Raw genomic sequence first — 26945 nt, 5'->3', positions numbered from 1 at the left:
TTATTATAAAATAAATGTAATAAATTTATATTAATCATTATTATCTATATTTTTTTTGTTTATTTTATTAACTACTTTAATACCTAATTTTCTAAAACTTTCTGCTTGAGAAATAATATTACCTTTACCTGTAAATAATTTTTTTTTTACTGAATTATAATTATCTTGTAATTTATTTAAAATTTTTTCAATATTATATATATCTTCTATAAAAAGTCTAATTTTATCATATAATTTTGTAGCTTTATTAGCTATTATTAAAGAATTTTTATTTTGTTTATCAAAACGCCATAAATTACTAATAGTTCTAAGAGTAACCATTAATGTTGTTGGACTAACTAACATAATATTTTGTTTTAATGCTTCATTTAATAATGAAGGTTTATAACCTATAGCTATTAAAAATGCTGGTTCTATAGGAATAAACATAATGATATAATCTAATGATTTAATATTAGGTAAATTTTGATAATTTTTATTACTTAATAAACGTAAATGATTTCTAATAGCAAGAATATGTTCTTCTAAAGCTTTATTTTTAGATTTATTATCATCAGAATTAAAATAACGCTCATAAGCTACTAAAGTCATTTTAGAATCAATAATTATATTTTTATCATGAGGTAATTTTATTATTATATCAGGTTGTATTTTTTTTTGATTATCTTTTAATTTTATCATTTTTTGAATTTCATATTCATATCCTTTTCTTAAACCTGATGATTCTAATATTTTATTTAAAATTAATTCACCCCAATTACCTTGAATTTTATTATTTCCTTTTAAAGCATTTGTTAAATTAATTGCTTCTTGAGATAAATGATTATTTAATTTTTGTAAATTGCGTAACTCATAAGTTAATATATTTCTTTCAGAAGATTCTTGATGTAAATTATTTTGAAGTTGATTTTTAAAGTCATTTAATTGATCTTTTAATGGATTAATTATATTTTTTATATTTTTATTATTATTTTCATTAATTCGTTTTTCATTATTTTCAAAAATTTTATTAGCTAAATTTATAAATTCTGAATTTAAATAGTTCTTATTTTTTGTCATTAATATTTCTTTTTTTTCAAAAAAAATAATGTAATCTTTTAATTGAGTTTTAATTTTACTTATTTCTGATTTTAAATCAGAAATAATTTCTAATTGATTAAATATTTTTATTTTTAAATCTTTATTTTTTAATTTTAAAAATTTTAAATTATTATTTTTTTCTATTGTAAGAATTAATTCAATTTCTAATTTTTTTAATTTATTATTCAAATTATTTTCTAAATGTAAATATTTTTTAAATTCATAATTTAATTTATTATTTTCTTTTATTGTTTGTTCTAAAATTTTTTCATTTATTTTAAATTTTAAATTTAATTTATTTAAATTTTTAATATTTTTTTTATATAATAATATAAAAATAAAAATTAATATTGATTCTAAAAACACAAATATTTTGTAATATAACATATGATTTAATCTTATATTAAGAGATAATAACTATTTATATTAAATGAAAAAATTATTTTATAAAATAATTAAAATATTTAAGTTGACTTTTAATAATAAATATGAATAAATTATTTAATAATAAATAATAGGCTTGTAGCTCAGATGGTTAGAGCACACCCCTGATAAGGGTGAGGTCGGTGGTTCAAATCCACTCAAGCCTAATAAAAGGGGCTATAGCTCAGATGGTAGAGCATCTGCTTTGCACGCAGAGGGTCAGCGGTTCGATCCCGCTTAGCTCCAATTTTTATTAATATTTTAAATTTTAAAATATTATATTAATTTTTTACAAAAAGAAAATTGATCATATTTTTTTTTAAAAAATTAAAATGTTTTTTATTCATCATATTTAAATTATTTTCATTTATTAATTTAGTTTGTTTATTTAACCATTTATTCCATGCTTTTTCAGATATTTGATTAAAAATAATTTGACCTATATATTCAGGATATATATAATGATCTAATCCTTTCATTTTACATTTATAAAAGATACAAAAAATTTCTCTAGACATATAAAATCTTCCAACATATAATTTTATTATATTTTTATATGATATTAATTATAATTATAGAAGTAAATCAATAAAATCATAAAAATATATTATATTTATTTTATAAAAGATATAAAAATGAAAAATAATATAAAAAGTTTTACTTGTCGTTATAGAAAATTAAGTATATTTAAAAAAAAAATATTAGAAAAATATTCACGTATATCTAATATTAAATTTCAAATGACTCCTATAAATTTTGATTTAATATTTCATAATAATTTACCAATTATAATTGATATTGGTTTTGGAACTGGAGAATTACTTATTGATATTGCTATTAATAATCCTCAATATAATTTTATTGGAATTGAAGTATATATTCCAGGAATAATTAATTGTTTAAAAAATATTAATAAAAATAAAATAAATAATTTAAAATTAATTAATTATAATGCTGTAGATGTTTTACAAAGAATGATCCCTTTTAATTGTGTAAAATTAATTCAAATATATTTTCCTGATCCTTGGCCAAAATTAAAACATAAAAAAAGAAGATTATTAACTTATGATTTTTTAAAACAAGTATTTTTAGTATTACAAAAAAAAGGAATATTATATATTAATACAGATCATAAAGAATATAAAGATTATATTATTTCTAATGTTAATAATATTAATTATAATAATTATATTATTCCATCAAATATATTTACAATGATATATAAAAATTTTGATAATTTATTATCAACAAAATTTTTTAAAAAAGCGCAAGAAAAAAAAAAACAAATATGGATTTTAGAATATAAAAAAATTTAAAAAATACAATTAATTAAATAAAAATTTCTAATAAATTATTTAAAAATAAATAACCTTTTTTAGTAATTATAAAATCATTTTTATCATATTTAATATATCCTAATTTTTCTGATTTTTTTATATGAGAATGAATAGAATGAATATTTATTCCTGTAATTGAAGTAAATTCTTTTTTAGAAAATTTTTCTAAAATACGAAATTTATTTAAAAAAAATTCAAATGTTTTATCACAATCTTTAATTTTATTACTAGAAAATAAATAATAACCATTCATATATTTTGTTATATTACTGTTTTTAACAGTACGAATAATAGTTTTATTACTCATAGTAAATTTACCATGAGCAGAACAACCTATACCAATATAATCACCAAAATTCCAATAATTTAAATTATGTTTACATTTAAAAATATCTTCTTTTGCATAAGAAGATATTTCATAATTAATATATCCATATTGTTGTAAAATTTTATTTCCTTCTTTAAATATTTTCCATAAAATATTATATTTTGGTAAATTTTTTGGTTTATATTTTCCAAATATTGTATTAGGTTCTATTGTAAGTTGATACCATGATATATGTTTAGGATTAAATGATAATGTTTGGTATAAATCATTTTTTGCTGATTTTAAAGATTGTCCTGGTATGCCATAGATTAAATCTATATTAAAATTTATCAAATCATTATCTATTACTGTATTAATCGCATTAATAGCATCTTTAGCAGAATGAATTCTACCTAATAACTTTAAACTAATATCATTAAAACTTTGAACACCAATAGAAATACGATTAATTCCACTTTTTTTATATTCTATAATATTTTGTTTATTAATAGATGAGGGATTTGTTTCTATAGTAATTTCAGCTGTTTTTTTTATATATACTTTTTTTGTTATTTCATTTAATAAATAAGAAATTAATTTTCCACTTATTAAACTAGGTGTTCCTCCTCCAAAAAAAATACTTTTAATATAAATTTTTTTTTTTAAGAATAATAAATCGTTATCTAAATCTAATAATAAATTATTAATATATTTTAACTTTATATTTTCATATAAATTATTATCAGTAATAATTACAGAATAAAAATCACAATAAGGACATTTTTTTAAACACCATGGAATATGGATATATAAACTATAATATTGTTTTTTCATATATAAAATTTATATAAATGGCCAAAATAAAGGAAAACAATCTGCACCTAAACAATTTAATAAATATAAAGTAATACTAATGATAAAAGGTGATATATCTATATTATAAATAGGAGGAATATATACTTTTAAAGGTTCTAAAAGTTGATCTGTTAATGTATTTAATACATGGTCAAAATCATTATAATTTCTATTAAACCAACTGAATATAGAACGTATGGTTATTAGCCAAAATATTACATATCCAATAGATTTTAAACCAGATAATAACCCTATAAAAATATACCAAACTAAATGTTTAGAAAGAATTCCTATTTGTAAATATACTAATAATGGATATCTTATTAAAAGAACAATAGTTAATATAACTAATGATGCTAATTCAATATTTTTAACATTAGGTATAATTGATTGTATTGGTTTAACAATAGGTTGTGATATTACAGTAATAAATTGTATAAAAGAATTATAAGTATTATTCATAGACCAAATAATCCAAATTCTTAATAATAAGATTGTTGTAATAATATCAAATATATTTTTAAATAAAAATGTTAATGTTAACATAATTTCCTCAAAATAATTAATATCAATAAAATATATTTTTCATAAAAATATTATTTTTAATAATATTTTTGTTTTATATATATTGTTATTTAGTAATAATAATTTAAATAAATGTATATTTCTATAATTTAAAATAAAATAATAAGTTATTTTATTTTAAATTTTATAATAAAATTGATTATTTAATTTAATTTAATTAAAAAATATTAACAATAATATTTTTTATTATTTTCAAACCAACTTTGAAGTATAACTGATGCTGATAAAGAATTTATATCATTTTTTTTTAACATTTTCCATCCTCCATTTGTAAATAAAATATTTTTAGCTTCAACAGTACTTAAACGTTCATCATGTAATTCTACATCTAAACTAAATTTATTTTTTATAAGACGAGCAAATTTTTTAGTTAATATTGTAATATTTTGTTCACTACCATTCATATTTAATGGTAAACCAATTATTATTTTTTTAGGTTCCCAATATTTAATTATTGTTTGAAATTTATTCCAGTAAATTTTTTCTTTTTTATTATTTTTGATTTTTTTTAATGTATGAGCTATTCTAATAATAGTGTTTCCAACAGCTACACCTATATTTTTAGTTCCATAATCAAATGCTAATAAAGTTATATTTTTTTTATTTAAAATCATATTATTAAAATAATTTTTAATTTATTATTACTTTTTATAAAAAATTCTTATAAAACATTAATTTTAAATTTATATATTATTTTTTAAGTTTTATAGACTAAATATATTGCTTTCTATATATTTTATAAGTCATAATAGAAAGATTATGTCATAATAATTTTTATAAAATAATTATTATAATATCACATAGGTCTTCTCAAAGCTATTTTAAAGTTTGTGGAAGGTTATTTTAATTTTTTAAATTAGAGGCTCTAGTTTAATAATGCCCAACCAAAGAATCCGTATTCGTTTAAAAGCTTTTGATCATCGTTTAATAGATCAATCAACTACTGAAATAGTTGAAACTGCTAAACGTACTGGTGCACAAGTACATGGCCCAATACCATTACCTACACAAAAAGAACGTTTTACAATTTTAATTTCTCCGCATGTTAATAAAGATGCTCGTGATCAATATGAAATTCGTACTCATAAACGTTTAGTTGATATTATAGAACCTACAGAAAAAACTGTAGATGCTTTAATGCGTTTAGATTTAGCAGCAGGTGTAGATGTACAAATTAGTTTAGGTTAAAAATATCATTATTTTTAAAATTATATGAGGTTATATAATCATGATTGGTTTAATCGGTAAAAAATTAGGGATGACTCGTATTTTTACTGAAGATGGTATATCTATTCCTATAACAGTAATAAAATTTGAATCTATTCGTATTACTCAAATAAAAACTGTTTTGAATGATGGATATGATGCAATTCAAATGACGACAGGTCAAAAAAAAGTTAGTCGTATAAATAAAGCTGAAGCAGGACATTTTGCTAAAGCAAAAACTCAAGCTGGATATATATTATGGGAACATCGTTTTTTTTCTAAAAATAAAAATATATTTTATATAGGTCAAAATATAACTATTGAAGTTTTTAATAAAATAAAAAAAGTAGATGTAACTGGAATTTCTAAAGGTAAAGGTTTTTCTGGAACAGTTAAAAGATGGAATTTTAAAACTCAAGATGCTAGTCATGGAAATTCGTTATCTCATAGAGTTCCTGGATCTATTGGTCAAAATCAAACACCAGGAAAAGTATTTAAAGGTAAGAAAATGGCAGGTCAATTAGGAAATAAAAAAATTACAACTCAAAATTTAAATATTATTAAATTAGATATAAAAAAAAATTTATTATTAATTAAAGGTGCTATTCCTGGATTTACTGGTAGTAATGTTATTGTTAAACCTGCTATTAAAACTAACTTTAAAATCTGAAAAATTTAACTTTCAGGAATAAAAATGGAAATTATAACACAAGATACAAAAAAAATAGTGACGCTATCAGATAATATTTTTAATAAACATTATAATAAATCTTTAATACATCAAGTATTAGAATCTTATAGAACAATTGGTAGACAAGGAACAAAAGCACAAAAAACAAGAGGTGAAGTTAAAGGATCTGGTAAAAAACCGTGGAGACAAAAAGGTACTGGTAAAGCTAGAGCCGGTTCAGTAAAAAGTCCTCTTTGGCGTTCTGGTGGTGTAACTTTTGCTTCTAAAAATAAAATATATTATAAAAAAATTAATAAAAAAATGTATCGTAATGCATTAAAAAGTATTTTTTCAGAACTTATTAGAGAAAATAGAATAATTTTATTAAGTAATTTTACTATAAAAAAACCTAAAACTAAAATATTAATAGAAAAATTAAAAAATTTTATTTTCAAAAAAACAATGATTATTACTATATATATAGATAAAAATTTATCTTTAGCATCACGTAATTTACATAATATACAAATAAAAAATTCAATGAATATTAATCCAGTGAGTTTAATTAATGTTGATAAAGTTATTATAACTATAAACGCAATTAAACATATAGAGGAAATATTAACATGATTTTAACGGAACGTTCTTTTAAGATTTTACAATCTCCTCATATATCTGAAAAATCTTCTCTAGCAATAGAAAAAACAAATACTTTTACTATTAAAGTATCAAAAAAAGCAAATAAAAAAGATATAAAAATAGCTATTCAAAAAATTTTTAATATTAGAATTAAAAATATTAATACTTTAATAGTTAAAGGAAAAACAAAAAAAAATAAAAATCATACATATCATCGTAATAATTGGAAAAAAGCATATATTTCTTTAAAAAAAGGTCAAAATATAGATTTTAATATAAACAAAAATTAATAAAAAGTATAAATATGACAATTATTAAATGTAAACCCACTTCTCCTGGTAGAAGACATATGATTAAAGTTGTAAATCCTTTTTTATATAAAGGAAAACCACTTAAATCAAAAATAAAAAAAAAAAATAAATCTGGTGGACGTAATAATCATGGACATATAACAACTAGACATATTGGAGGAGGACATAAAAAATTATATCGGATTATAGATTTTAAAAGAAATAAAGATGCAATTCCAGGAATTATTGAACGTATTGAATATGATCCTAATCGTTCTGCAAATATTGCATTAATTAAATATAATGATGGAGAAAAACGTTATATACTATCACCTAAAAATTTAAAAATAGGTGATGTTATTCAGTCAGGAATTAATGCTGAAATAAAAATAGGAAATTCATTACCAATGAATAATATTCCTGTAGGATCTATTTTACATAATATAGAAATGAAACCAGGTAAAGGAGGACAGATAGCTAGAGCTGCTGGAACATATGTACAATTAATAGCAAAAGAAGGTTTATATGTTACTTTACGTTTAAGATCTGGAGAAATAAGGAAAATTAAATCTAATTGTAGAGCAACATTAGGAGAAATTGGAAATAATGAACATATGTTAAAATCTTTAGGTAAAGCAGGAGCAAAAAGATGGAGAGGAATTAGACCTACTGTAAGAGGTACTGCAATGAATCCTATAGATCATCCACATGGTGGAGGAGAAGGAAAAAATTTTGGTAAACACCCTGTAACCCCATGGGGAATACAAACTAAAGGTAAAAAGACAAGAAATAATAAAAGAACAGATAAATATATTATTCGTCATCGTAATAAGTAAATAATAAGAGGTAATTTTAATTATGCCCCGTTCTTTAAAAAAAGGTCCTTTTATTGATCATCATTTGTTAAAAAAAGTAGAAAAAGCAATAGAACAAGGTAATAAAAAACCATTAAAAACTTGGTCTAGAAGATCTACTATATTTCCTAATATGATTGGATTAACAATAGCTGTTTATAACGGACGTCAACATATTCCTATTTTTATTTCAGATGAAATGGTAGGACATAAATTAGGTGAATTTTCTCCAACTCGTACTTATAGAGGACATAGTGCTGATAAAAAAATAAAAAAAACAGTAAAAAAATAAATATATAAGTTTATAAAGGATAAAAATGGAAGTTTTAGCAAAACATTTATATTCACGATCTTCTGCTCAAAAATTAAGATTAATTGCTGATCTTATAAGAGGGGAAAAAGTATCAAAAGCTTTTGATATTTTAAATTTTTCTAATAAAAAAGCAGCTATTCTTATTAAAAAAGTATTAAATTCTGCTATATCTAATGCAGAACATAATAATGGAATGGATATTGATAATTTAATCATATCAAAAATTTTTATTGATGTAGGATCTAATATGAAACGTATTATGCCTCGTGCTAAAGGACGTTCAGATCGTATTTTAAAATATACAAGTCATATTACTATAATTGTATCTGATAATAATATTAATTAAGGAAATATACATAATGGGTCAAAAAACACATCCTAATGGTTTAAGATTAGGTATTATTAAAACATGGAATTCTACTTGGTTTGCTAATACAAAAGATTTTGCTAATAATTTATATAGTGATTTTAAAGTAAGAAAGTTTTTAAATAAAAAATTAATTAAAGCATCAGTATCTCGTATTACCATTGAAAGACCATCTAAAAGTATTAGGGTAACAATACATACAGCTAGACCTGGAATAGTAATAGGAAAAAAAGGAGAAGATGTAGAAAAACTTAGAAAAATTATTTCTCAAATATCTGGAGTACCTACTCAGATTAATATTACTGAAATTCGTAAACCAGAATTAGAAGCTAAATTAGTTGCTGATAATATTTCAATTCAATTAGAAAAAAGAGTTATGTTTAGAAGAGCTATAAAAAGAGCTGTACAAAATTCAATGAGGTTAGGAGCATTAGGAGTAAAAATAGAAGTTAGTGGTCGTTTAGGTGGTACTGAAATAGCTCGTACAGAATGGTATAGAGAAGGTAGAGTACCATTACATACTTTACGTGCTGATATAGATTTTAGTTTAGCTGAAGCTAATACAACTTATGGAGTAATTGGTATTAAAGTTTGGATTTTTAAAGGAGAAATATTAGGTAATATTATTAATCAAAATCAAAAAATAAATAAATTAATTTTACAACCTAAAAAAAAACGTAATAAAAGACGAAAATAAAAGAGGACTTTTATATGTTACAACCCAAAAAAACCAAATTCAGGAAAATGCATAAAGGAAGAAATAGGGGAGTAGTCGTAGGAATGAATATTGATTTCGGATCTTATGCATTAAAAGCAATTCATAGAGGAAGAATTACTGCAAGACAAATAGAATCTGCAAGAAGAGCTATTAGTAGAGCTATGAAAAGACAAGGAAAAATATGGATTAGAATTTTTCCTGATAAACCGATAACAGAAAAACCATTAGAAGTTCGTATGGGTAAAGGTAAAGGAAATGTTGAATATTGGGTAGCATTAGTACAACCAGGAAGAATATTGTATGAAATAGATGGTATATCAGAAAAATTAGCTCGAGAAGCTTTTAAATTAGGATCAGCAAAATTACCAGTAAAAACTATTTTTTTAAATAAAAAAAATATAATAAAAATATTATGAATATAAAAATATTATTAAAAAAAAATAATCAAGAATTAAAAAAAGAATTACTTGATTTATTTAAAGAACAATTTAATTTAAAAATACAATTAAAATCAGGTAATCTTAAACAAACTCATTTATTAAAAAAATCTAAAAAAAATATAGCAAGAATTAAAACTATTTTATCACAAAAAAGATAATAAATAATGCAAAATAAAATTAAAATTTTAAAAGGAAAAGTAGTAAGTAATAAAATGAATAAATCTATTGTCGTACATATTAATAGATTTATAAAACATCCAATTTATGGAAAATTTATAAAAAGAACAACAAAATTACATGTTCATGATGAAAAAAATAAATGTAATATAGGAGATTTTGTTGAAATAAAAGAATGTAGACCTTTATCAAAAACTAAATCTTGGACATTAGTAAATATTATTAAAAAATTAATAATATAAAATATTTTTTTATAAATTTTAATAAATTAATTAATTTTTATAATTGTTAATAAAAAATGTATTGTTTTAATAAAGAGATAATTAAAATTATGATACAAGAACATACTATATTAAGTGTTGCAGATAATTCAGGAGCTCGTAGTGTAATGTGTATAAAAGTATTAGGAGGTTCACGTCGTCGTTATGCTAATATTGGTGATATAGTTAAAATTACTATAAAAGAAGCTATTCCAAAAGGAAAAGTAAAAAAAGGTGATGTATTAAAAGCTGTTATAGTAAGAACTAAAAAAGGAATACGTCGTCTTGACGGTTCAGTTATTCGTTTTGATAATAATGCATGTGTATTATTAAATGATACTAATGAGCAATTAATAGGAACCAGAGTTTTTGGTCCTGTTACTAGAGAATTAAGAAATGAAAAATTTATGAAAATCATTTCATTAGCTCCAGAAGTAATTTAAATAGGATAATAAAAAATTATGGCCTCTAAAATACGTTGTAATGATGAAGTGATTATTTTAAAAGGAAAAGATAAAGGTAAAAAAGGAAAGATAAAATATTTTTTAAATTCTAATTTAGTAATAATAGAAGGTATAAATTTAATAAAAAAACATATAAAACCTAATCCTTCTAATTCTAATGTAGGAGGAATAATAGAAAAAGAAAATTTTATTCATATTTCTAACATAGCTATATTAAATACTAAAACTGGAAAACCTGATCGTATAGGATTTAAAATAGTAAAAGGTAAAAAATTACGTTTTTTAAAATCTAATAATGAAATTATTTAATAAATAGGTAATATATATTATGTCAAAATTATATAATTACTATAAAAATGAAATAGTAAAAAAATTAATATATAGTTTTAAATACTACTCTATTATGCAAGTTCCTCGTATAAGTAAAATTACTTTAAATATGGGTGTAGGAAAAGCTATTTCTGATAAAAAACATTTAGATAATGCGATAAATGATTTAACTGTTATTAGCGGACAAAAACCTTTAATTACTAAAGTTCATAAATCAATATCAGGATTTAAAATTAGACAAGGTTATCCTATAGGATGTAAAGTTACTTTACGTGGTAAAAGAATGTGGTATTTTTTTGAACGTTTATTATTTATTGCAATACCTAGAATTAGAGATTTTAGAGGATTATCTAAAAAATCATTTGATAGTTATGGTAATTATAATATAGGAATAAAAGAACAAATTATTTTTCCTGAAATCAACTTTGATAAAATTGATTATATTCGTGGTTTAGATATTTCTATAACTACTACCGCTCATTCTAATAAAGAAGGTTATGCTTTACTTCATGCATTAAATTTTCCATTTCGAAATTAAGGATTTTTAATTATGGCAAAAGAATCTATAAAAGCTCGTGAAATTAAAAGAATAAAATTAGCAAAAAAATTTTTTATAAAAAGAAAAAAACTTAAACAAATAATATCTGACACAAAAGTATCAGATAAAATTCGTTGGGATGCAATTTTTAAATTACAATCTTTACCAAGAGATTCTAGTATTTCTAGACAACGAAATAGATGTAAACAAACAGGAAGACCACATGCTTTCTTAAGAAAATTTGGATTAAGTAGAATTAAAGTACGTGAATCTGCAATGAAGGGAGAAATACCTGGATTAAAAAAAGCTAGTTGGTAATAAAATATTATTTTAAAATATATTATAGGTTATAAAATATGAGTATACAAAATCCTATTGCTGATATGTTAACAAGAATTCGTAATGGTCAATTATCAAAAAAACTAAAAATTATAATGCAATATTCAAAAATTAAACAATCAATTGCAATTGTTTTAAAAAATGAAGGATATATAAAAAATTATAAAATTATAAAGAATAATATTTCTAAGTTAGAAATTTATTTAAAATATTTTAAAGGTAAAGCTGTTATAGAAAAAATACAATGTGTAAGTCGTCCTGGATTAAGAATTTACCAAAGAAAAAATAATTTACCTCAGGTTATGGCTGGATTAGGTATTGCTATTATTTCTACATCAAAAGGAATAATGACGGATTATAATGCACGTAATTATGGAATAGGTGGAGAAATAATTTGTTATATTTCATAAATAATTAAATAAGGTATTAAAATGTCTCGAATAGCTAAAAATCCTATTTGTATTCCTGAAAATGTAAAAATAATTATAAATAAACAACAAATAATTGTTCAAGGAGAAAACGGTATATTAAAAAATATAATTAATTCATTAATAAATATTAAAATACATAATAAACAATTATTATTTATACCTAAAATAAATAATAATAATTCTTGGTCATATGCCGGAACTTCAAGATCTATATTAAATTCTATGATTATAGGAGTAACTCAAGGTTTTTCTAAAAAACTTATTTTATTTGGTATAGGATATAAAGTTTCTATTAATAAAAACATTTTAGATTTAATGTTAGGATATTCTCATTCAATTTACTATACTTTGCCTAAAGGAATAACAGCAAATTGTATTAATCAAAATGAAATTATTTTAAAAGGATCAGATAAACAATTATTAGGTCAAGTAGCTGCTGATATTAGATCTTATAGAGTTCCTGAACCTTATAAAGGAAAAGGTATTAGATATAGTTATGAAAAAATAAAAATCAAAGAAATAAAGAAAAAATAAGGAGAAATAAATTAAATATTATGAATAAAAAAAAAAATATTCGTATTAGAAGAATAACTAAATCACGAAAAATTTTTTATAAATTAAAAGCTACACGTTTAGTTATACATCGTACTTCACGTCATATCTATGCTCAAATAATATCTCCTCAAAATAAAGTTTTAATAACAGCATCTACTTTAGAAAAAAATATCAAAAAAAAATTAGCGTATACGGGTAATATAGAAGCTGCTATTATAATAGGAAAAAAAATTGCCAAAAGATCAATTAATAAAGGTATTATGAATGTTTCATTTGATCGTTCAGGATTTAAATATCATGGTCGTATTAAAGCATTAGCAAATGCTGCTCGCAATTTAGGTCTCCAATTTTAATTGTTTAATTTTAAAGGAATGATAATGCCTATTTATGATAATAAAAATCAAAATAATGAATTAAAAGAAAAACTTATTTCTGTAAATAGAGTATCTAAAACTGTTAAAGGAGGTCGAATATTTTCATTTACAGCGTTAACTGTTGTTGGTAACGGTAAAGGTCGTGTTGGTTTTGGATACGGAAAATCTAGAGAAGTTCCTAGTGCAATACAAAAAGCGATGGAAAAAGCAAGAAAAAATATGATTAATATAGTATTAAATAATAATACATTACAATATCCTGTTAAAGGAAATCATACAGGTTCTTATATATTTATGAGACCAGCACATGAAGGAACAGGAATTATAGCTGGAGGAGCTATGAGAGCTGTATTAGAAGTTACTGGTATTTATAATGTTCTAGCTAAAGCTTATGGTTCTACTAATCCAATTAATATAGTTAAAGCTACTATAAAAGGTTTATCTAGTATGAAATCATTAAAAATGATTGCAGCTAAAAGAGATAAATCTATAGAAGAAATAGAAAGGAATATGAAAAATGTTAGAAAATATTAAAATTACACAAATTAAAAGTTCCATAGGAAGAATACCAAAACATAAAGCAATTTTAACTAGTTTAGGACTAAAACATATTGGACATACAGTAATAAAAAAAAAAACCCCTATAATTCTTGGTATGATTAAAAAAATTTTTTATATGCTTAAAATAGGTAATTAAAATGTATTTAAATACTTTATCTCCTTCTTTAGGTTCTAAAAGTTATAAAAAACGTTTAGGACGTGGTATAGGTTCTGGATTAGGAAAAACTAGTGGTAGAGGTCATAAAGGTCAAAAATCTCGTTCTGGTTGTAAAATAAATAAGTCTTTTGAAGGAGGACAAACCCCTTTACATAGAAGATTACCAAAATTTGGTTTTCAATCACGTAAAAAAATTTTTTATAAAGAAATTAAATTAAGTGATTTAAATAAAATTAAAAGTGATATTATTGATTTAAATACTTTAAAACGATTTAAAGTTATTAGTAAAAAAATTAAATATGTTAAAATTATAAATACTGGAAAAATTTTTATACCAATAAAAATTTTTAAATTACGTTGTACAAAAAATGCAAAAATTTCTATTGAAAAATTAGGTGGAAAAATAGAGGAATAAAAAATCAATGATAAAACCATTTTCTAAATTAGATTTTCAAAGTACTAAAAAAGGTTTTAGTGAATTAAAACAAAGATTCATATTTTTAATTAGTGCTTTAATTATTTTTCGTATAGGATCTTTTATACCTATACCTGGCATAAATTTAAATATATTAAATAAATTAATTAAAAATCAAAATGGTACTATTATTGATATGTTTAATATGTTTTCTGGTGGAGCTTTAAGTAGAGCTTCTATTTTAGCTTTAGGAATTATGCCATATATTTCAGCATCTATTATACTACAATTATTAAGTGTTCTTCATCCTAAATTAATTTCTTTAAAAAAAGAAGGGGAGACTGGTAGACGTAAAATTAATATGTATACTAAATATACTACATTAGTTTTGTCAATTATACAATCTATAGGAATAGTAACAGGATTACCTAAAATGTCAGGAATGCAAAATTTAATTTTAAATCCTGGATTATACTTTTTTTGTATTTCTGTGTTAAGTTTAGTTACAGGAACTATATTTTTAATGTGGTTAGGAGAACAAATTACAAATAAAGGAATTGGTAATGGGATTTCAATGATTATTGTTATAGGTATTATTTCTAGTTTACCATCTGCTATTGGACATACAATAGAACAAGTTAAAGAAGGTGATTTAAATTTTTTTATAGTATTAATAATTTTAATAATAATATTTATTATTACTTTTTTTGTTGTTTTTATGGAAAGAGGCCAAAGAAAAATAACAGTTAATTATGCTAAAAGATATAATGGAAGAAATATATATAAACAGCAAACCACTCATTTACCATTAAAAATTAATATGTCTGGGGTAATACCTGCAATATTTTCTTCTAGCATTATTTTATTTTTTGTAACAATAATATCTTGGTTTGGAAGTAGTACAGGATGGGAATGGCTTAAAAATATTGCTGTTATTTTACAACCTAAACAAATATTTTATATGATATTATATGTTTTACTAATTATGTTTTTTTGTTTTTTTTATACTATGTTGGTATTTAATCCAAAAGAAACAGCAGATAATTTAAAAAAATCAGGAGCATATATTCCTGGTATACGTCCAGGAGAACAAACTGCAAAATATATTAAAAAAATTATTTTAAGATTAACATTAACAGGAGGAATATATATTAGTTTTATATGTTTAATACCTGAATTTTTACGTAACATAATAAATGTTCCTTTTTATTTTGGTGGTACATCATTATTAATAGTAGTGGTAGTTATTATGGATTTTATAACTCAAATACAGACATTAATTATGTCAACTCAATATGAATCCATGTTAAAAAAAATTAATTTAAAATAGTAAATTTAAAAATAAAATATTAAATTTAAAATTTATTTTTATAAAAAGGATATGTATTATACTATGAAAGTACGTGCTTCTGTTAAAAGATTATGTCGTGATTGTAAAATTATTCGTCGTAATAGGGTAATTCGTGTTTTTTGTAAAAAAGATCCTAAACATAAACAACGTCAAGGTTAAATTTTAATAATTATTAATTATATTATATAAATTAGAATATAACTATTTTTTTATAAATTAAAGGAGTAAATGTGGCTCGTATAGCCGGAATTAATATTCCTAATAATAAACATATTAGAATAGCATTACAATATATTTATGGTATTGGAAATTCTCATTCTATACATATTTGTAAAATGATGAATATTAGTCAGTATACTAAAGTAAGTTTATTATCAGAAAAACAAATAGATTTATTACGAGAAGAAGTATCTAAATTTACTATAGAGGGAGATTTAAGAAGAGAAATTAATTTAAATATTAAGAGATTAATTGATTTAGGATGTTATCGAGGATTAAGACATCGTAAAGGTTTACCAGTAAGGGGACAACGTACTAAAACAAATGCACATACTAGAAAAAAATTTCGTAAAATTTTTAAAAAATAATAATTTTATTGAGATATTAAAATGAAAAAAAAACAAGTTTCTAAATTTAAAAAAAATATTAAAAAACAAATAATAGATGGTATTGCTCATATACATGCATCTTTTAATAATACTATCGTTACTATTACAGATAGACAAGGAAATTCATTAGGTTGTGCTACAGCAGGAGGTTCTGGATTTAGAGGTTCTCGTAAATCAACACCATTTGCTGCACAAGTAGCAGCAGAACGTTGTGCTGAATTTGTAAAAGATTATGGTATAAAAAATCTTGAAGTTATGGTAAAAGGACCAGGTCCAGGAAGAGAATCAACAATTAGAGCATTAAATAATGCTGGTTTTCGTATTACAAATATTACTGATATTACACCAATACCTCATAATGGTTGTCGTCCTCCAAAAAGAAGAAGAGTATAATATATTAAAGAGATTAAAATGGCTAAATATTTAGGACCTAAATTAAAATTAAGTAGAAGAGAAGGTACAGATTTATTTTTAAAATCTAATATTCGCAATATTGATTCAAAATGTAAAATAGAACAAACTCCTGGACAACATGGTATGAAAAAATCTAGATTGTCCGATTATGGAATTCAATTAAGAGAAAAACAAAAAGTTCGTCGTATATATGGTATATTAGAAAAACAATTTCGTAATTATTACAAAAAAGCATTAAGATTAAAAGGAAACACAGGGTTTAATTTATTATGTTTATTAGAAAAAAGATTTGATAATATTTTATATAGAATGGGATTTAGTGTTACTAGATCAGAAGCAAGACAGCTTATATCTCATAAATCAATAAAAATTAATAATCGTATTGTTACAATACCTTCTTATCAATTAAATATTAATGATAAAATAAAAATATGTGAAAAATCAAAAAAACAAATAAGAATAAAAGCTGCTATAGAACTTTATAACCAACGTGAAAAATCAAATTGGTTAGAGGTTGATATTAATAAAATGGAAGGTATATTTAAATATATTCCAAAACGTTCTGATTTATCATCAGATATTAATGAACATTTAATAATTGAATTATATTCAAAATAATTTTATAAAATTGAGAGATTATAAATGCATAACTCTGTAACTGAATTTTTAAAACCTCGTTTAGTTGATATTAAAAAAATTAATAAAAACACTATTAGTGTTACTCTTGAACCTTTAGAAAGAGGTTTTGGACATACACTTGGCAATGCATTAAGACGTATTTTATTATCTTCCATGCCAGGATATGCAGTTACTGAAGTAGAAATTGAAGGAATATTACATGAATATAGTACTAAAGAAGGAGTACAAGAGGATATTATTGAAATTTTATTAAATTTAAAAAAATTAGCTATTAAAGTTAAGAGTAATAAAAATGAAGTGATTTTAACTTTAAATAAATCAGGAATAGGTCCTGTTATAGCAGCTGATTTAAATTATGGAAATGATATTGAATTAATTAATCCAGAATATATTATTTGTAATTTAACAGATAAAAATGTTTCAATAAATATGAAAATTAAAATTGAATTAGGTCGAGGATATGTTGCTGCATATACTAAAATTCATTGTGAAGAATATGATAATCGTCCAATAGGACGACTATTAGTCGATGCATGTTATAGTCCAATTGAACGAATAATATATAATGTTGAAGCTGCAAGAGTAGAACAAAGAACAGATTTAGATAAATTAATAATAGAAATGGAAACTAATGGTACTATAGACCCAGAAGAAGCAATAAGAAAAGCTGCTACAATTCTTTCAGAACAATTAGAAGCTTTTGTTTATTTACGTGATATACATCAACAAGAAGTTAAAGAAGAAAAACCTGAATTTGATCCTATTTTATTACGTCCTGTAGATGATTTAGAATTAACTGTAAGATCTGCTAATTGTTTAAAAACAGAATCTATACAATTTATAGGTGATTTAGTACAACGTACTGAAGTTGAATTACTCAAAACTCCGAATTTAGGAAAAAAATCTTTAACAGAAATTAAAGATATTTTAGCTTCTAAAGGTTTATCATTAGGTATGCGTTTAAAAAATTGGCCACCAATTATAATTGATAAGTAATAATTTTTTATATTTTAATTTTTTTCAATATTAAAGGTAATATTATATGCGTCATCGTAAAATAGGTCGTCATTTAAATAGAACTAGTAGTCATCGTAAATCTATGTTACGAAACATGACTAATTCTTTAATACAATATGAAATTATTAAAACTACAACTGTGAAAGCAAAAGAATTAAGAAGAACAATAGAACCATTAATAACAATAGCAAAAAATAATAATGTATCTAATAAAAGATTAATTCGTACACGTATAAATAATAAAAAAAATTTAATAAAATTATTTAATTTTATAGCACCAAGATTTAAAAATAGATTAGGAGGATATACACGTATAATAAAATGTGGATTTCGTAATGGTGATAAAGCTCCTATGTCATATATAGAATTAATGCAAAGAAAGATAATAGTTAATGAAAATAATAAATAATTATTTAAACTATTGTAAAATTTTACCTTTAGAAAAAAGTTTAACATATTTTGTATTATTTAAAAAATCTTTAATATTCATTGGTACTCTACCACTTGGTTGAATTATTTTAATTTTTAAAATTTTATTTATTGTACTTATATTAATACTATTATCATTGATAAATAATATTTCACCTGGAATAATATTATTATTATTAATGTTATAATTTATTATTTCTGCATGCCATATTTTAAATCTTTCATTATTTAAAAAAAAATATGTTCCTGGATATGGATTAAAAGCACGAATCATACACTCAATTTTTTTTGCTGGTAAATACCAATTTATTTTACTTTCTTTTTTTAAAATTTTATTAGCATATGTTGCTTGAATATTATATTCATTTTGAGGTTTTAATTTTATATGTTTTTTACAAATAAATATATTTAAAACATATAAAAGGCTTTTTATACCTAATATGGATAATTTTTTGTATAAAGTACCATATGTATCATTTGAATTAATATTACATTTTTTTTGATATATGATATCTCCTTTATCTAAAAAATTATTCATTTTAATAATACTAATTCCAGTTTTAGAGTCATTTTCATATAATGCTCTTTGTATTGGAGCCGCACCCCTCCATCTAGGTAATAATGATGCATGTACATTAATACATCCTAATTTTGGTATTTTTAAAATAGTAGAAGGTATTAATAATCCGTAATCTACTACAATAATTATATCAAAATGATATTTTAATATTTTATTAAGAAAATCTTTAGTATTTAAGGATAAAGGTTGTAAAATATTAATTTTATATTTTAAAAGAAAATTTTTAATTGGATTAAAAGTTAATTTATGTCCTCTATTAGAATAACTATCTGGTTTAGTAATAACACAAACTATTTGATAATATTTTAATAATTCTTTTAAATGAAAAACAGCAAAATTAGATGTACCCATAAAAATAATTTTCATTTTTATTCATTAAAATTATAATGTAATTGTATTTTTTTTATAACGTATTTTCTTTTGATATAATTTTTCCATTTTTTGATATATTCTTTGATATTTAAAATTTGATAAATAATCAATGAATAAAATTCCATTTAAATGATCAATTTCATGTTGTAAACAATAAGATAGTAAATCATTAGCTTCTATTTCAAAGTTTTTATTAACTAAATTTTTTGCTTTTACTTTTATTGTTTTATATCTATAAATAGAATATTTTTGTTTAGGAATAGATAAACATCCTTCTTCATTACTAATTTTAATTTTATTTTGTATAGTTAATTTTGGGTTAATAAAAATTAAGGGACTATTTTTTTTATTTGATAAATCTATTATTATAATACGTTTATGTATTCCTAATTGTGTTGCTGCTAATCCTATACCTCCTTTTTTATACATAATTTGAATCATATTATTAATTAATAATTTTATTTTATTATCTATTGTTTTTACGGGTTTAGCTATAATACGTAATTCATCATTTGGAAAATATAATAATTTTAATATTGGCATAATAATCTTATATAAAAAATTATTTAATTATTTTATTTTGAATTTATTTTACTTATTTTATAAATATGTTTTTTATTAAAAGATAATTATATGATAAAATGAAATTTTATACAATTAATAATTGTATATAATTATTAATTATAATTTATAAATTTAATTAACTTATGAATCTTAATATATTTATTAATGCATTAAAATCAGGTAAAATAATTGCTTATCCGACTGAATCTTCATTCGGTTTAGGGTGTGATCCTGATAATAAAAATGCAGTATATAAATTATTATCTATTAAAAAACGAAATGTTAATAAAGGATTTATTTTACTTGCTTCAAATTACAAACAAATATTATCTTATATAGATGAAACAAAATTATCTTTAAAACAAATTAATATGATTTTATCAACATGTTCAAAATTTATAACATGGACTATACCTGTATCATTAAAAACTCCTTATTGGTTAACTGGGAATTTTAATTCAATAGCCATTCGTATAACTAATTATTATCCTATTAATAAGTTATGTTATTTTTATGGTAAACCAATTATTTCTACTAGTGCAAACATAACTGGTTATAAACCATGTTTATATCCTCATGAAATTAACTATTATTTTAAAAAAAAAATATTAATTTTAAATGGTACTACTGGAGGATATAAAAAACCATCTGAAATTAGAGATAGTCTAACAAATAAAATTATTCGTAAAGGATAGAACAAGAAGAAGTAATATAAATATGAAAATATTTGCTATTTTTGGCAATCCTATAAAACATAGTAAATCTCCTATAATACATAAATTATTTGCTAATCAATTAAATATTGTACAACAATATGAAAAAATATATGTTCCCATTAATAATTTTAATAATGTAATTAATCATTTTTTTAAAAATGGTGGTTTAGGAGCTAATATTACTGTTCCATTTAAAAAAATGGCGTATAATATATGTGATTTATTAACACAAAGGGGAATTAATAGTGGTGTAGTTAATACGTTAAAAATTACTAAAAAAAATCAAATATTAGGAGATAATACTGATGGTATTGGTTTATTAAAAGATTTAAAAAGAATTAATTTTATTTATAAAAATAGTAATATATTATTAATAGGTGCTGGAGGAGCTGCTCAAGGAATTATATATCCTCTTATTAATTTTGGTTGTACAATTATGATAACTAATCGTACTTATAAAAAATCTTGTCATCTTTTAAAATATTTTAATAATAAAAAAAATATTAATATTATTAAAATAGAGGATATTAATAATAAAAAAATAAATTATGATTTAATAATAAATGCAACATCTAGTAGTATTAAAGGTGTTATTCCAAATATTTCTTCTAGTATTATTCATTCTAATGTTTTTTGTTATGATTTATTTTATAGTAATAAAATTACACCATTTTTAGATTGGTGTTTATATCATGGGGCAAAAAAAATATCTGATGGTTTAGGTATGTTAATAGAACAAGCAGCTTATTCATTTTTTTTATGGCATGGAATTATGCCTAATACTACATTAATATTAAAAAAATTTAAAACAAATAATTATTTTTAAATAATATATTTTATAAAGGAATTATTTATATGGTTTATAAATTACCATCTTTATCGTATAATTATTCTGCATTAGAACCATTCTTTGATAAAGAAACAATGGAAATTCATCATACAAAACATCATCAAAATTATGTAAATAATACTAATTTAATTCTTAATAAAATTGATTTAAAAGATATTTCAATAAATGAATTATTGTCTATGATAGATGTTATTCCATTATCAACTATACAAAGAAATTTTTTACGTAATAATGCAGGAGGTCATGCAAACCATAGTTTTTTTTGGAAAATTTTAAAAAAAAATACTCAACCTAATGATATTATAAAAGATGCTATAGTAAAATCTTTTGGTAGTTTCAAACAATTTCAAAAGAAATTTGAAAAAATAGCTATAAATTTTTTTGGATCAGGATGGGTTTGGTTAATAAAAAGAAATAATATTTTAAGTATAGTTACTACTCAAAATCAATATCATCCATTAATGGGTAAAAATATTAATGGGTTTTTTGGTTATCCTATTATAGCTTTAGATTTATGGGAACATGCATATTATTTAAAATATCAAAATCAAAGATCTTTATATATTAAAGCTTTTTGGAATGTATTAAATTGGGATAAGGTACAAAATTTATTTTTAAAAAAAGAAATATAATTTTTTATAAACGATATGTTTTATTATATAAAATATAACATATCGTTTTAAATTTTCAATTTATATAAAATTTAATTAAGAGTTATAAATATAATGTCATTATATGCATTAAAAATTAATAATTTATCTAAAATTTATTCAAATAAAATTCAAGCATTAAAAAATTTTAATTTAAATATTAAAAAAGGTGATTTTTATGCTTTACTTGGACCTAATGGTGCGGGAAAAACAACTGTTATAAAAATTATTAGTTCATTAATAAATAAATCTTCAGGTAAGATTAATATATTTAATTATGATTTAATAAAAAATACATTTCAAGTTAAAAAATTAATAGGATTAGTACCTCAAGAATTTAATTTTAATCCATTTGAAACTGTTATCCAAATATTAATCAATCAGGCAGGTTATTACGGAATAAGAAAAAAATATGCTTTAATAAAAATTGAAAAATATCTTAATAAATTAAATTTATGGAAACAAAGAAATAACAAAGCTCAAATATTATCAGGAGGAATGAAAAGACGTTTAATGATAATAAAATCTCTTATTCATGATCCAAAACTATTAATTTTAGATGAACCAACGGTTGGAATTGATATTGAATTAAGACATAATATATGGTCTTTTTTAAAAGATTTAAATTATAAAAAAGGTATTACAATAATTTTAACTACTCATTATTTAGAAGAAGCTGAAATATTATGTCGTAATATAGGTATTATGAATAAAGGTATATTAATAAAAAATTTTTCTATAAAAAAATTATTATCTCAATTAAAATATGAAACATTAATATTAAATTATAATTCTGATAATAAAATTATTCCTATTCTTAAAGAATTTAAATATAAATTAATTGATAATAATATTTTAGAAATAGAAGTATTAAAAGAACAAGTATTAAATAATATTTTTGAACAATTAACGAAACAAAATATTAAAATTATAAGTATTAATAATAAATATAATAGACTTGAAAAATTATTTTTAGATTGTATTAAATAAAATTATAAGGATATATGTATGATTAATTGTTATTTAATTGCATTAAAAACTATATGGAAAAAAGAAATAGATCGTTTTATTCGTATTTGGATACAAACTATAATACCTCCTATTATAACAATAACATTATATTTTATAATATTTGGTAACATTATTGGATTACAAATAAAAAATATTTTAGGGTTTAGTTATATACAATTTATAATACCAGGATTAATTATGATGAATATTATTAATAATGCATATTCCAATGTTGCTTCATCATTTTTTAGATCAAAATTTCAACATAATATTGAAGAATTATTAATTGCTCCTGTACCAATTCATATTATTATTATTGGTTATATTGGTGGAGGTATAGCACGTAGTATTACTATTTGTATATTAGTTACTTTAATATCAACATTTTTTGTACCTTTACATATATATTCTTGGTATTTTTTTATTTTTATAACTATTTTAACTGCTATATTATTTTCTTTAGCTGGTCTATTAAATGCTATTTTTGCTAAAGATTTTGATGATATAAGTTTAATTCCTACATTTTTCTTAACTCCTTTAACTTATTTAGGAGGAGTTTTTTATTCAACTTCTTTATTACCATCATTTTGGAAAAAAATATTAAAAATTAATCCAATTTATTATATTATTTCTGGATTTCGTTATAGTTTTTTAGGTATTCATTATAATTCTTTATTAATTACTATTTTAATTTTAATATTTGGTATAATTATATTATACTCATTATCTTGGTTTTTCATAAAAAATGGTAAAGAAATATTTTTTTAAAAATATTATATTTAATATAAATTAAATAAATAATTTGTAGATTACATATATGTATCTATAAATTATTTTCTTCTTATCCTGCTATTTGTTTTTCACGTATTTCAGCTAATGTTTTACAATCAATACATAAATTTGCAGTAGGACGAGCTTCTAATCTTTTTAGACCAATTTCTATATCACAAGATTGACAATAACCAAAATTATTTTTTTTAATTTTTATTAAAGTCATTTCAATTTTTTTTATTAATTTTCTTTCTCTATCTCTATTTCTTAATTCAAAATTAAATTCTTCTTCTTGTGTAGCTCTATCTATTGGATCAGGAAATTTTGATACTTCATCTTGTATATAAGAAATATTATGATTATCTTTATTTATTAATTGTTCACGCCAAGATTGTAATATTTTTTTAAAGTGTAATAATTGTTTTTTATTCATATATTCTTCTTTTGGTTCTATTTCATATGGAGAAACTCCTGCAATAGATAAAATATTTAAAGAAGATAAAATTTTATTTTTTTTTTTCATTTTAATTCCAATATTAATTTAAATTATTTTTGAATGATTAAACATTAAAATATAAAGAAAATATATTTTTAAAAATTTTTAAAATTTATTTACTTAAAATATATAAATAAATTTTCTTTATACTAGCTTTTTATTCTATTATTTAATATATGAATATAATTATTATTAATTTATAATAATTCATTAATATGTTTATTTAGATAAATTACTTATTTAAAAACATTATTTTTTTATTAGATTTTTTATATTTATTTAAAATATTAATTTTTATTACTTAATATATCTGAAAAAATATATGTTAACTTTATTTAAAATATATTTTTTATCATATAAATATTAAAATATTAATCTAAGATTAATTATTTATTATTAATTAAAAACATATTTTTATTATAAATATTTTTATAAAACATATTTAAATATTAATTTTATAAAAAATATAATATAATTAAAATATAATTTTTTCAATTAAAATATATTATATATAAATTAATAGATATTTAATTTAATTAATAATATTTTTATTTACTATAGATATTTTTATGAAAAAAGATTTTTATTTTTGTATAAAAAAAATTATAGAACGAATAAATATATTAAATCGGTTAAGAATTTATCGAGCTATAAACTCAATGAATTATATTTGTAAAAAAATATATATTTTATTACCTATATTATTACATTATAATCATCCATTAATTCCAGGATATATTTCAGATGATGTTCCACATGGAATAGATAATTTTTATCCTAGTACAAAATATTTATCTTTATTAACATTTAATAATAACATTTTTTTTAAAAAAAAATATTCTAAATATAATAATCCAATTACAGGAATATATTCTATGGGTAGTACATCATCTATTTGTCAGAATCAAAATTCTGATTTTGATATTTGGGTGTTTCGACAAATATGGTTAAGTAAAAAAAAATGTTTATTTTTAAAAAAAAAATTTTCTCTTTTAAAAAAATGGTGTAATTTAATAGGAGTACAAGTTAATTTTTTTTTAATAAATGAAAATTATTTTCGTACAAATAATATTTTAATACAAAAATCATTTTTTAATAATATTAATAATATTAATTATATATTATTAGATGAATTTTATAGAACAGCTGTTTGTATGGCTGGAAAACCCATAATATGGAATATTATTCCAACTAATAAAAAAAATTATTATGATGATTATGTTAATTTATTATATAAAAAAAGAATATTAATAAAAAATGAATGGTTAGATTTAGGAGAATTAAAAAATATTTCTATTAATGAATGTTTTAATTCTATTTTATGGCATTTTTATAATAAAATTAATTTATATCCTTGTAAAACAATATTAAAAATTTTATTATTAGAAAGTTATTTATATGAATATCCTAATATAAAATTATTATCTACTGATTTTAAAAAATGTTTACATAATGGAAATATTATTTCGTTTGGATTAGATCCATATTGTATGATGTTAAAAAAAATTACAGTTTATTTAAATAACATAGGTGATTTTCAAAGATTAGATTTAATTAGACAATGTTTTTATATTAAAACACATGAAAAATTATCAATAAATAAAAATATTTATAATTGGAAACATTATATAATAAGTATTTTAGTAAAAAATTGGGGGTGGAATAAAAAAAAAATAAAATATTTAGATAATATTAAAGATAAAGCAATTAAAAATAAAACATTAAAAAATTTTTTAAATAATATTAATTATTCTTGATATAAAAATTTTATATAAAAATACTGTATAATTAA

43 protein-coding genes and 2 tRNA genes are annotated in these 26945 nt (G+C 20.7%); 37 read left to right on the top strand and 8 right to left on the bottom strand.

Annotation, left to right across the window (positions count from 1 at the left end; translation table 11 throughout):
• Positions 1 to 30: 30 nt before the first annotated feature.
• The gene (rmuC, locus tag GJT84_RS01555) at positions 31 to 1467 is read right to left on the bottom strand and encodes a DNA recombination protein RmuC (RefSeq protein WP_168867185.1); all 1437 of its coding nucleotides are present in this window, start codon (positions 1465 to 1467) and stop codon (positions 31 to 33) included.
• Between the two features lie 129 nt (positions 1468 to 1596).
• On the opposite strand from rmuC, the gene GJT84_RS01550 reads away from it, so the two are divergent.
• Together GJT84_RS01550 and GJT84_RS01545 are read left to right on the top strand one after the other, a co-directional pair.
• A tRNA-Ile gene (locus tag GJT84_RS01550) sits at positions 1597 to 1670 on the top strand.
• 6 nt (positions 1671 to 1676) lie between these two features.
• A tRNA-Ala gene (locus GJT84_RS01545) sits at positions 1677 to 1749 on the top strand.
• A 35-nt stretch (positions 1750 to 1784) separates the two neighbouring features.
• Here GJT84_RS01545 and GJT84_RS01540 read toward each other — a convergent pair.
• Complete coding sequence (locus tag GJT84_RS01540) at positions 1785 to 2021, bottom strand: oxidative damage protection protein (RefSeq protein ID WP_168867184.1); 237 nt, start codon at positions 2019 to 2021, stop codon at positions 1785 to 1787.
• Between the two features lie 117 nt (positions 2022 to 2138).
• Between GJT84_RS01540 and trmB the strand changes: the two genes are divergently transcribed.
• Entirely contained in the window at positions 2139 to 2819 is a 681-nt protein-coding gene (trmB, locus tag GJT84_RS01535) for a tRNA (guanosine(46)-N7)-methyltransferase TrmB (protein WP_168867183.1), read from the top strand.
• A 13-nt stretch (positions 2820 to 2832) separates the two neighbouring features.
• Here trmB and hemW read toward each other — a convergent pair whose 3' ends face one another.
• From hemW to ruvX, 3 genes are all read right to left on the bottom strand, one after another.
• Complete coding sequence (hemW, locus tag GJT84_RS01530; RefSeq protein WP_168867182.1) at positions 2833 to 3981, bottom strand: radical SAM family heme chaperone HemW; 1149 nt, start codon at positions 3979 to 3981, stop codon at positions 2833 to 2835.
• A 9-nt stretch (positions 3982 to 3990) separates the two neighbouring features.
• Complete coding sequence (locus GJT84_RS01525) at positions 3991 to 4548, bottom strand: YggT family protein (RefSeq protein ID WP_168867181.1); 558 nt, start codon at positions 4546 to 4548, stop codon at positions 3991 to 3993.
• A gap of 206 nt (positions 4549 to 4754) precedes the next feature.
• Entirely contained in the window at positions 4755 to 5201 is a 447-nt protein-coding gene (gene ruvX / locus GJT84_RS01520; RefSeq protein ID WP_168867180.1) for a Holliday junction resolvase RuvX, read from the bottom strand.
• Between the two features lie 262 nt (positions 5202 to 5463).
• On the opposite strand from ruvX, the gene rpsJ reads away from it, so the two are divergent.
• The 28 genes from rpsJ (at position 5464) to rplQ (ending at position 19123) form a co-directional block, all read left to right on the top strand.
• Positions 5464 to 5775 carry a 30S ribosomal protein S10 gene (rpsJ, locus tag GJT84_RS01515; protein ID WP_168867179.1) on the top strand — a complete coding sequence of 104 codons (312 nt, stop codon included), beginning with the start codon at positions 5464 to 5466 and terminating at the stop codon, positions 5773 to 5775.
• Positions 5776 to 5815: 40 nt separating this feature from the next.
• Positions 5816 to 6463: a 50S ribosomal protein L3 gene (gene rplC / locus GJT84_RS01510; RefSeq protein WP_168867178.1), complete on the top strand. Its 648-nt coding sequence runs from the start codon at positions 5816 to 5818 to the stop codon at positions 6461 to 6463.
• A gap of 24 nt (positions 6464 to 6487) precedes the next feature.
• Complete coding sequence (gene rplD / locus GJT84_RS01505; protein ID WP_168867177.1) at positions 6488 to 7093, top strand: 50S ribosomal protein L4; 606 nt, start codon at positions 6488 to 6490, stop codon at positions 7091 to 7093.
• Positions 7090 to 7392, top strand: coding sequence for a 50S ribosomal protein L23 (gene rplW, locus GJT84_RS01500; protein ID WP_168867176.1), 303 nt, complete (start codon positions 7090 to 7092; stop codon positions 7390 to 7392). Before rplD ends, rplW begins: the two co-directional genes overlap by 4 nt.
• A 14-nt stretch (positions 7393 to 7406) precedes the next feature.
• Positions 7407 to 8228, top strand: a complete 822-nt coding sequence (gene rplB, locus GJT84_RS01495) for a 50S ribosomal protein L2 (RefSeq protein WP_168867175.1) — start codon at positions 7407 to 7409, stop codon at positions 8226 to 8228.
• A gap of 22 nt (positions 8229 to 8250) precedes the next feature.
• The gene (rpsS, locus tag GJT84_RS01490; protein WP_168867174.1) at positions 8251 to 8538 is read left to right on the top strand and encodes a 30S ribosomal protein S19; all 288 of its coding nucleotides are present in this window, start codon (positions 8251 to 8253) and stop codon (positions 8536 to 8538) included.
• Positions 8539 to 8563: 25 nt separating this feature from the next.
• Positions 8564 to 8905, top strand: coding sequence for a 50S ribosomal protein L22 (gene rplV / locus GJT84_RS01485; RefSeq protein WP_168867173.1), 342 nt, complete (start codon positions 8564 to 8566; stop codon positions 8903 to 8905).
• A 13-nt stretch (positions 8906 to 8918) separates the two neighbouring features.
• Positions 8919 to 9623 carry a 30S ribosomal protein S3 gene (gene rpsC, locus GJT84_RS01480; protein WP_168867172.1) on the top strand — a complete coding sequence of 235 codons (705 nt, stop codon included), beginning with the start codon at positions 8919 to 8921 and terminating at the stop codon, positions 9621 to 9623.
• 14 nt (positions 9624 to 9637) lie between these two features.
• Entirely contained in the window at positions 9638 to 10060 is a 423-nt protein-coding gene (rplP, locus tag GJT84_RS01475; RefSeq protein ID WP_168867171.1) for a 50S ribosomal protein L16, read from the top strand.
• Positions 10057 to 10242 (top strand): 50S ribosomal protein L29, encoded by a 186-nt coding sequence (rpmC, locus tag GJT84_RS01470; RefSeq protein ID WP_168867170.1) that lies wholly within the window; start codon positions 10057 to 10059, stop codon positions 10240 to 10242. The genes rplP and rpmC overlap by 4 nt, the downstream gene beginning before the upstream one ends.
• 6 nt (positions 10243 to 10248) lie before the next feature.
• Entirely contained in the window at positions 10249 to 10503 is a 255-nt protein-coding gene (gene rpsQ, locus GJT84_RS01465) for a 30S ribosomal protein S17 (protein ID WP_168867169.1), read from the top strand.
• Between the two features lie 89 nt (positions 10504 to 10592).
• Positions 10593 to 10964: a 50S ribosomal protein L14 gene (gene rplN / locus GJT84_RS01460; protein ID WP_168867363.1), complete on the top strand. Its 372-nt coding sequence runs from the start codon at positions 10593 to 10595 to the stop codon at positions 10962 to 10964.
• 18 nt (positions 10965 to 10982) lie between these two features.
• Complete coding sequence (gene rplX / locus GJT84_RS01455) at positions 10983 to 11294, top strand: 50S ribosomal protein L24 (protein ID WP_168867168.1); 312 nt, start codon at positions 10983 to 10985, stop codon at positions 11292 to 11294.
• 19 nt (positions 11295 to 11313) lie between these two features.
• Entirely contained in the window at positions 11314 to 11853 is a 540-nt protein-coding gene (rplE, locus tag GJT84_RS01450; RefSeq protein WP_168867167.1) for a 50S ribosomal protein L5, read from the top strand.
• A gap of 12 nt (positions 11854 to 11865) precedes the next feature.
• Entirely contained in the window at positions 11866 to 12171 is a 306-nt protein-coding gene (gene rpsN / locus GJT84_RS01445; RefSeq protein WP_168867166.1) for a 30S ribosomal protein S14, read from the top strand.
• Between the two features lie 38 nt (positions 12172 to 12209).
• A complete protein-coding gene (rpsH, locus tag GJT84_RS01440; RefSeq protein ID WP_168867165.1) occupies positions 12210 to 12602 on the top strand; it encodes a 30S ribosomal protein S8 in 393 nt (130 codons plus the stop codon).
• A gap of 21 nt (positions 12603 to 12623) precedes the next feature.
• Entirely contained in the window at positions 12624 to 13157 is a 534-nt protein-coding gene (rplF, locus tag GJT84_RS01435; protein ID WP_168867164.1) for a 50S ribosomal protein L6, read from the top strand.
• 20 nt (positions 13158 to 13177) lie between these two features.
• On the top strand, positions 13178 to 13531 hold the full coding sequence (gene rplR / locus GJT84_RS01430) for a 50S ribosomal protein L18 (RefSeq protein WP_168867163.1): 354 nt from the start codon (positions 13178 to 13180) through the stop codon (positions 13529 to 13531).
• Between the two features lie 24 nt (positions 13532 to 13555).
• Positions 13556 to 14086: a 30S ribosomal protein S5 gene (gene rpsE, locus GJT84_RS01425; RefSeq protein ID WP_168867162.1), complete on the top strand. Its 531-nt coding sequence runs from the start codon at positions 13556 to 13558 to the stop codon at positions 14084 to 14086.
• The gene (rpmD, locus tag GJT84_RS01420; RefSeq protein WP_168867161.1) at positions 14070 to 14249 is read left to right on the top strand and encodes a 50S ribosomal protein L30; all 180 of its coding nucleotides are present in this window, start codon (positions 14070 to 14072) and stop codon (positions 14247 to 14249) included. The genes rpsE and rpmD overlap by 17 nt, the downstream gene beginning before the upstream one ends.
• Position 14250: 1 nt before the next feature.
• Entirely contained in the window at positions 14251 to 14685 is a 435-nt protein-coding gene (gene rplO / locus GJT84_RS01415; RefSeq protein WP_168867160.1) for a 50S ribosomal protein L15, read from the top strand.
• A gap of 7 nt (positions 14686 to 14692) precedes the next feature.
• Entirely contained in the window at positions 14693 to 16015 is a 1323-nt protein-coding gene (secY, locus tag GJT84_RS01410) for a preprotein translocase subunit SecY (protein ID WP_168867159.1), read from the top strand.
• A gap of 63 nt (positions 16016 to 16078) precedes the next feature.
• On the top strand, positions 16079 to 16195 hold the full coding sequence (gene rpmJ / locus GJT84_RS01405) for a 50S ribosomal protein L36 (RefSeq protein WP_168867362.1): 117 nt from the start codon (positions 16079 to 16081) through the stop codon (positions 16193 to 16195).
• A gap of 71 nt (positions 16196 to 16266) precedes the next feature.
• Complete coding sequence (rpsM, locus tag GJT84_RS01400) at positions 16267 to 16623, top strand: 30S ribosomal protein S13 (protein ID WP_168867158.1); 357 nt, start codon at positions 16267 to 16269, stop codon at positions 16621 to 16623.
• A 21-nt stretch (positions 16624 to 16644) separates the two neighbouring features.
• Positions 16645 to 17037 carry a 30S ribosomal protein S11 gene (gene rpsK / locus GJT84_RS01395; RefSeq protein ID WP_168867157.1) on the top strand — a complete coding sequence of 131 codons (393 nt, stop codon included), beginning with the start codon at positions 16645 to 16647 and terminating at the stop codon, positions 17035 to 17037.
• Positions 17038 to 17055: 18 nt separating this feature from the next.
• The gene (rpsD, locus tag GJT84_RS01390) at positions 17056 to 17676 is read left to right on the top strand and encodes a 30S ribosomal protein S4 (RefSeq protein WP_168867156.1); all 621 of its coding nucleotides are present in this window, start codon (positions 17056 to 17058) and stop codon (positions 17674 to 17676) included.
• A 24-nt stretch (positions 17677 to 17700) separates the two neighbouring features.
• Entirely contained in the window at positions 17701 to 18693 is a 993-nt protein-coding gene (locus GJT84_RS01385; protein WP_168867155.1) for a DNA-directed RNA polymerase subunit alpha, read from the top strand.
• A 46-nt stretch (positions 18694 to 18739) separates the two neighbouring features.
• Positions 18740 to 19123: a 50S ribosomal protein L17 gene (gene rplQ, locus GJT84_RS01380; RefSeq protein WP_168867154.1), complete on the top strand. Its 384-nt coding sequence runs from the start codon at positions 18740 to 18742 to the stop codon at positions 19121 to 19123.
• A 9-nt stretch (positions 19124 to 19132) separates the two neighbouring features.
• Here rplQ and fmt read toward each other — a convergent pair whose 3' ends face one another.
• Complete coding sequence (fmt, locus tag GJT84_RS01375) at positions 19133 to 20089, bottom strand: methionyl-tRNA formyltransferase (protein ID WP_168867153.1); 957 nt, start codon at positions 20087 to 20089, stop codon at positions 19133 to 19135.
• Positions 20090 to 20104: 15 nt separating this feature from the next.
• A complete protein-coding gene (gene def, locus GJT84_RS01370; RefSeq protein ID WP_168867152.1) occupies positions 20105 to 20638 on the bottom strand; it encodes a peptide deformylase in 534 nt (177 codons plus the stop codon).
• 164 nt (positions 20639 to 20802) lie between these two features.
• Between def and tsaC the strand changes: the two genes are divergently transcribed.
• The 5 genes from tsaC (at position 20803) to GJT84_RS01345 (ending at position 24654) form a co-directional block, all read left to right on the top strand.
• Entirely contained in the window at positions 20803 to 21354 is a 552-nt protein-coding gene (gene tsaC, locus GJT84_RS01365; protein ID WP_168867151.1) for an L-threonylcarbamoyladenylate synthase type 1 TsaC, read from the top strand.
• Positions 21355 to 21376: 22 nt separating this feature from the next.
• Positions 21377 to 22201 carry a shikimate dehydrogenase gene (gene aroE / locus GJT84_RS01360; RefSeq protein ID WP_168867150.1) on the top strand — a complete coding sequence of 275 codons (825 nt, stop codon included), beginning with the start codon at positions 21377 to 21379 and terminating at the stop codon, positions 22199 to 22201.
• Positions 22202 to 22230: 29 nt separating this feature from the next.
• Positions 22231 to 22857, top strand: coding sequence for a Fe-Mn family superoxide dismutase (locus GJT84_RS01355; RefSeq protein WP_168867149.1), 627 nt, complete (start codon positions 22231 to 22233; stop codon positions 22855 to 22857).
• Between the two features lie 93 nt (positions 22858 to 22950).
• Entirely contained in the window at positions 22951 to 23865 is a 915-nt protein-coding gene (locus GJT84_RS01350; protein WP_168867148.1) for an ABC transporter ATP-binding protein, read from the top strand.
• A gap of 18 nt (positions 23866 to 23883) precedes the next feature.
• Positions 23884 to 24654 (top strand): ABC transporter permease, encoded by a 771-nt coding sequence (locus tag GJT84_RS01345; protein WP_168867147.1) that lies wholly within the window; start codon positions 23884 to 23886, stop codon positions 24652 to 24654.
• Positions 24655 to 24727: 73 nt separating this feature from the next.
• Here the strand turns inward: GJT84_RS01345 and dksA are convergent, their stop codons facing one another.
• A complete protein-coding gene (dksA, locus tag GJT84_RS01340) occupies positions 24728 to 25180 on the bottom strand; it encodes an RNA polymerase-binding protein DksA (protein ID WP_168867146.1) in 453 nt (150 codons plus the stop codon).
• A gap of 542 nt (positions 25181 to 25722) precedes the next feature.
• Between dksA and GJT84_RS01335 the strand changes: the two genes are divergently transcribed.
• Positions 25723 to 26910 (top strand): class I adenylate cyclase, encoded by a 1188-nt coding sequence (locus GJT84_RS01335; protein WP_168867145.1) that lies wholly within the window; start codon positions 25723 to 25725, stop codon positions 26908 to 26910.
• The last annotated feature ends 35 nt before the right edge of the window (positions 26911 to 26945 follow it).

Origin of the sequence: Enterobacteriaceae endosymbiont of Plateumaris sericea, from assembly GCF_012562605.1 — a bacterium.
In the GTDB taxonomy this organism is placed as follows: Bacteria; Pseudomonadota; Gammaproteobacteria; order Enterobacterales; family Enterobacteriaceae.
Note: the sequence above shows the minus strand (reverse complement) of the source record. Positions and strands in the feature narration are given on the sequence as shown.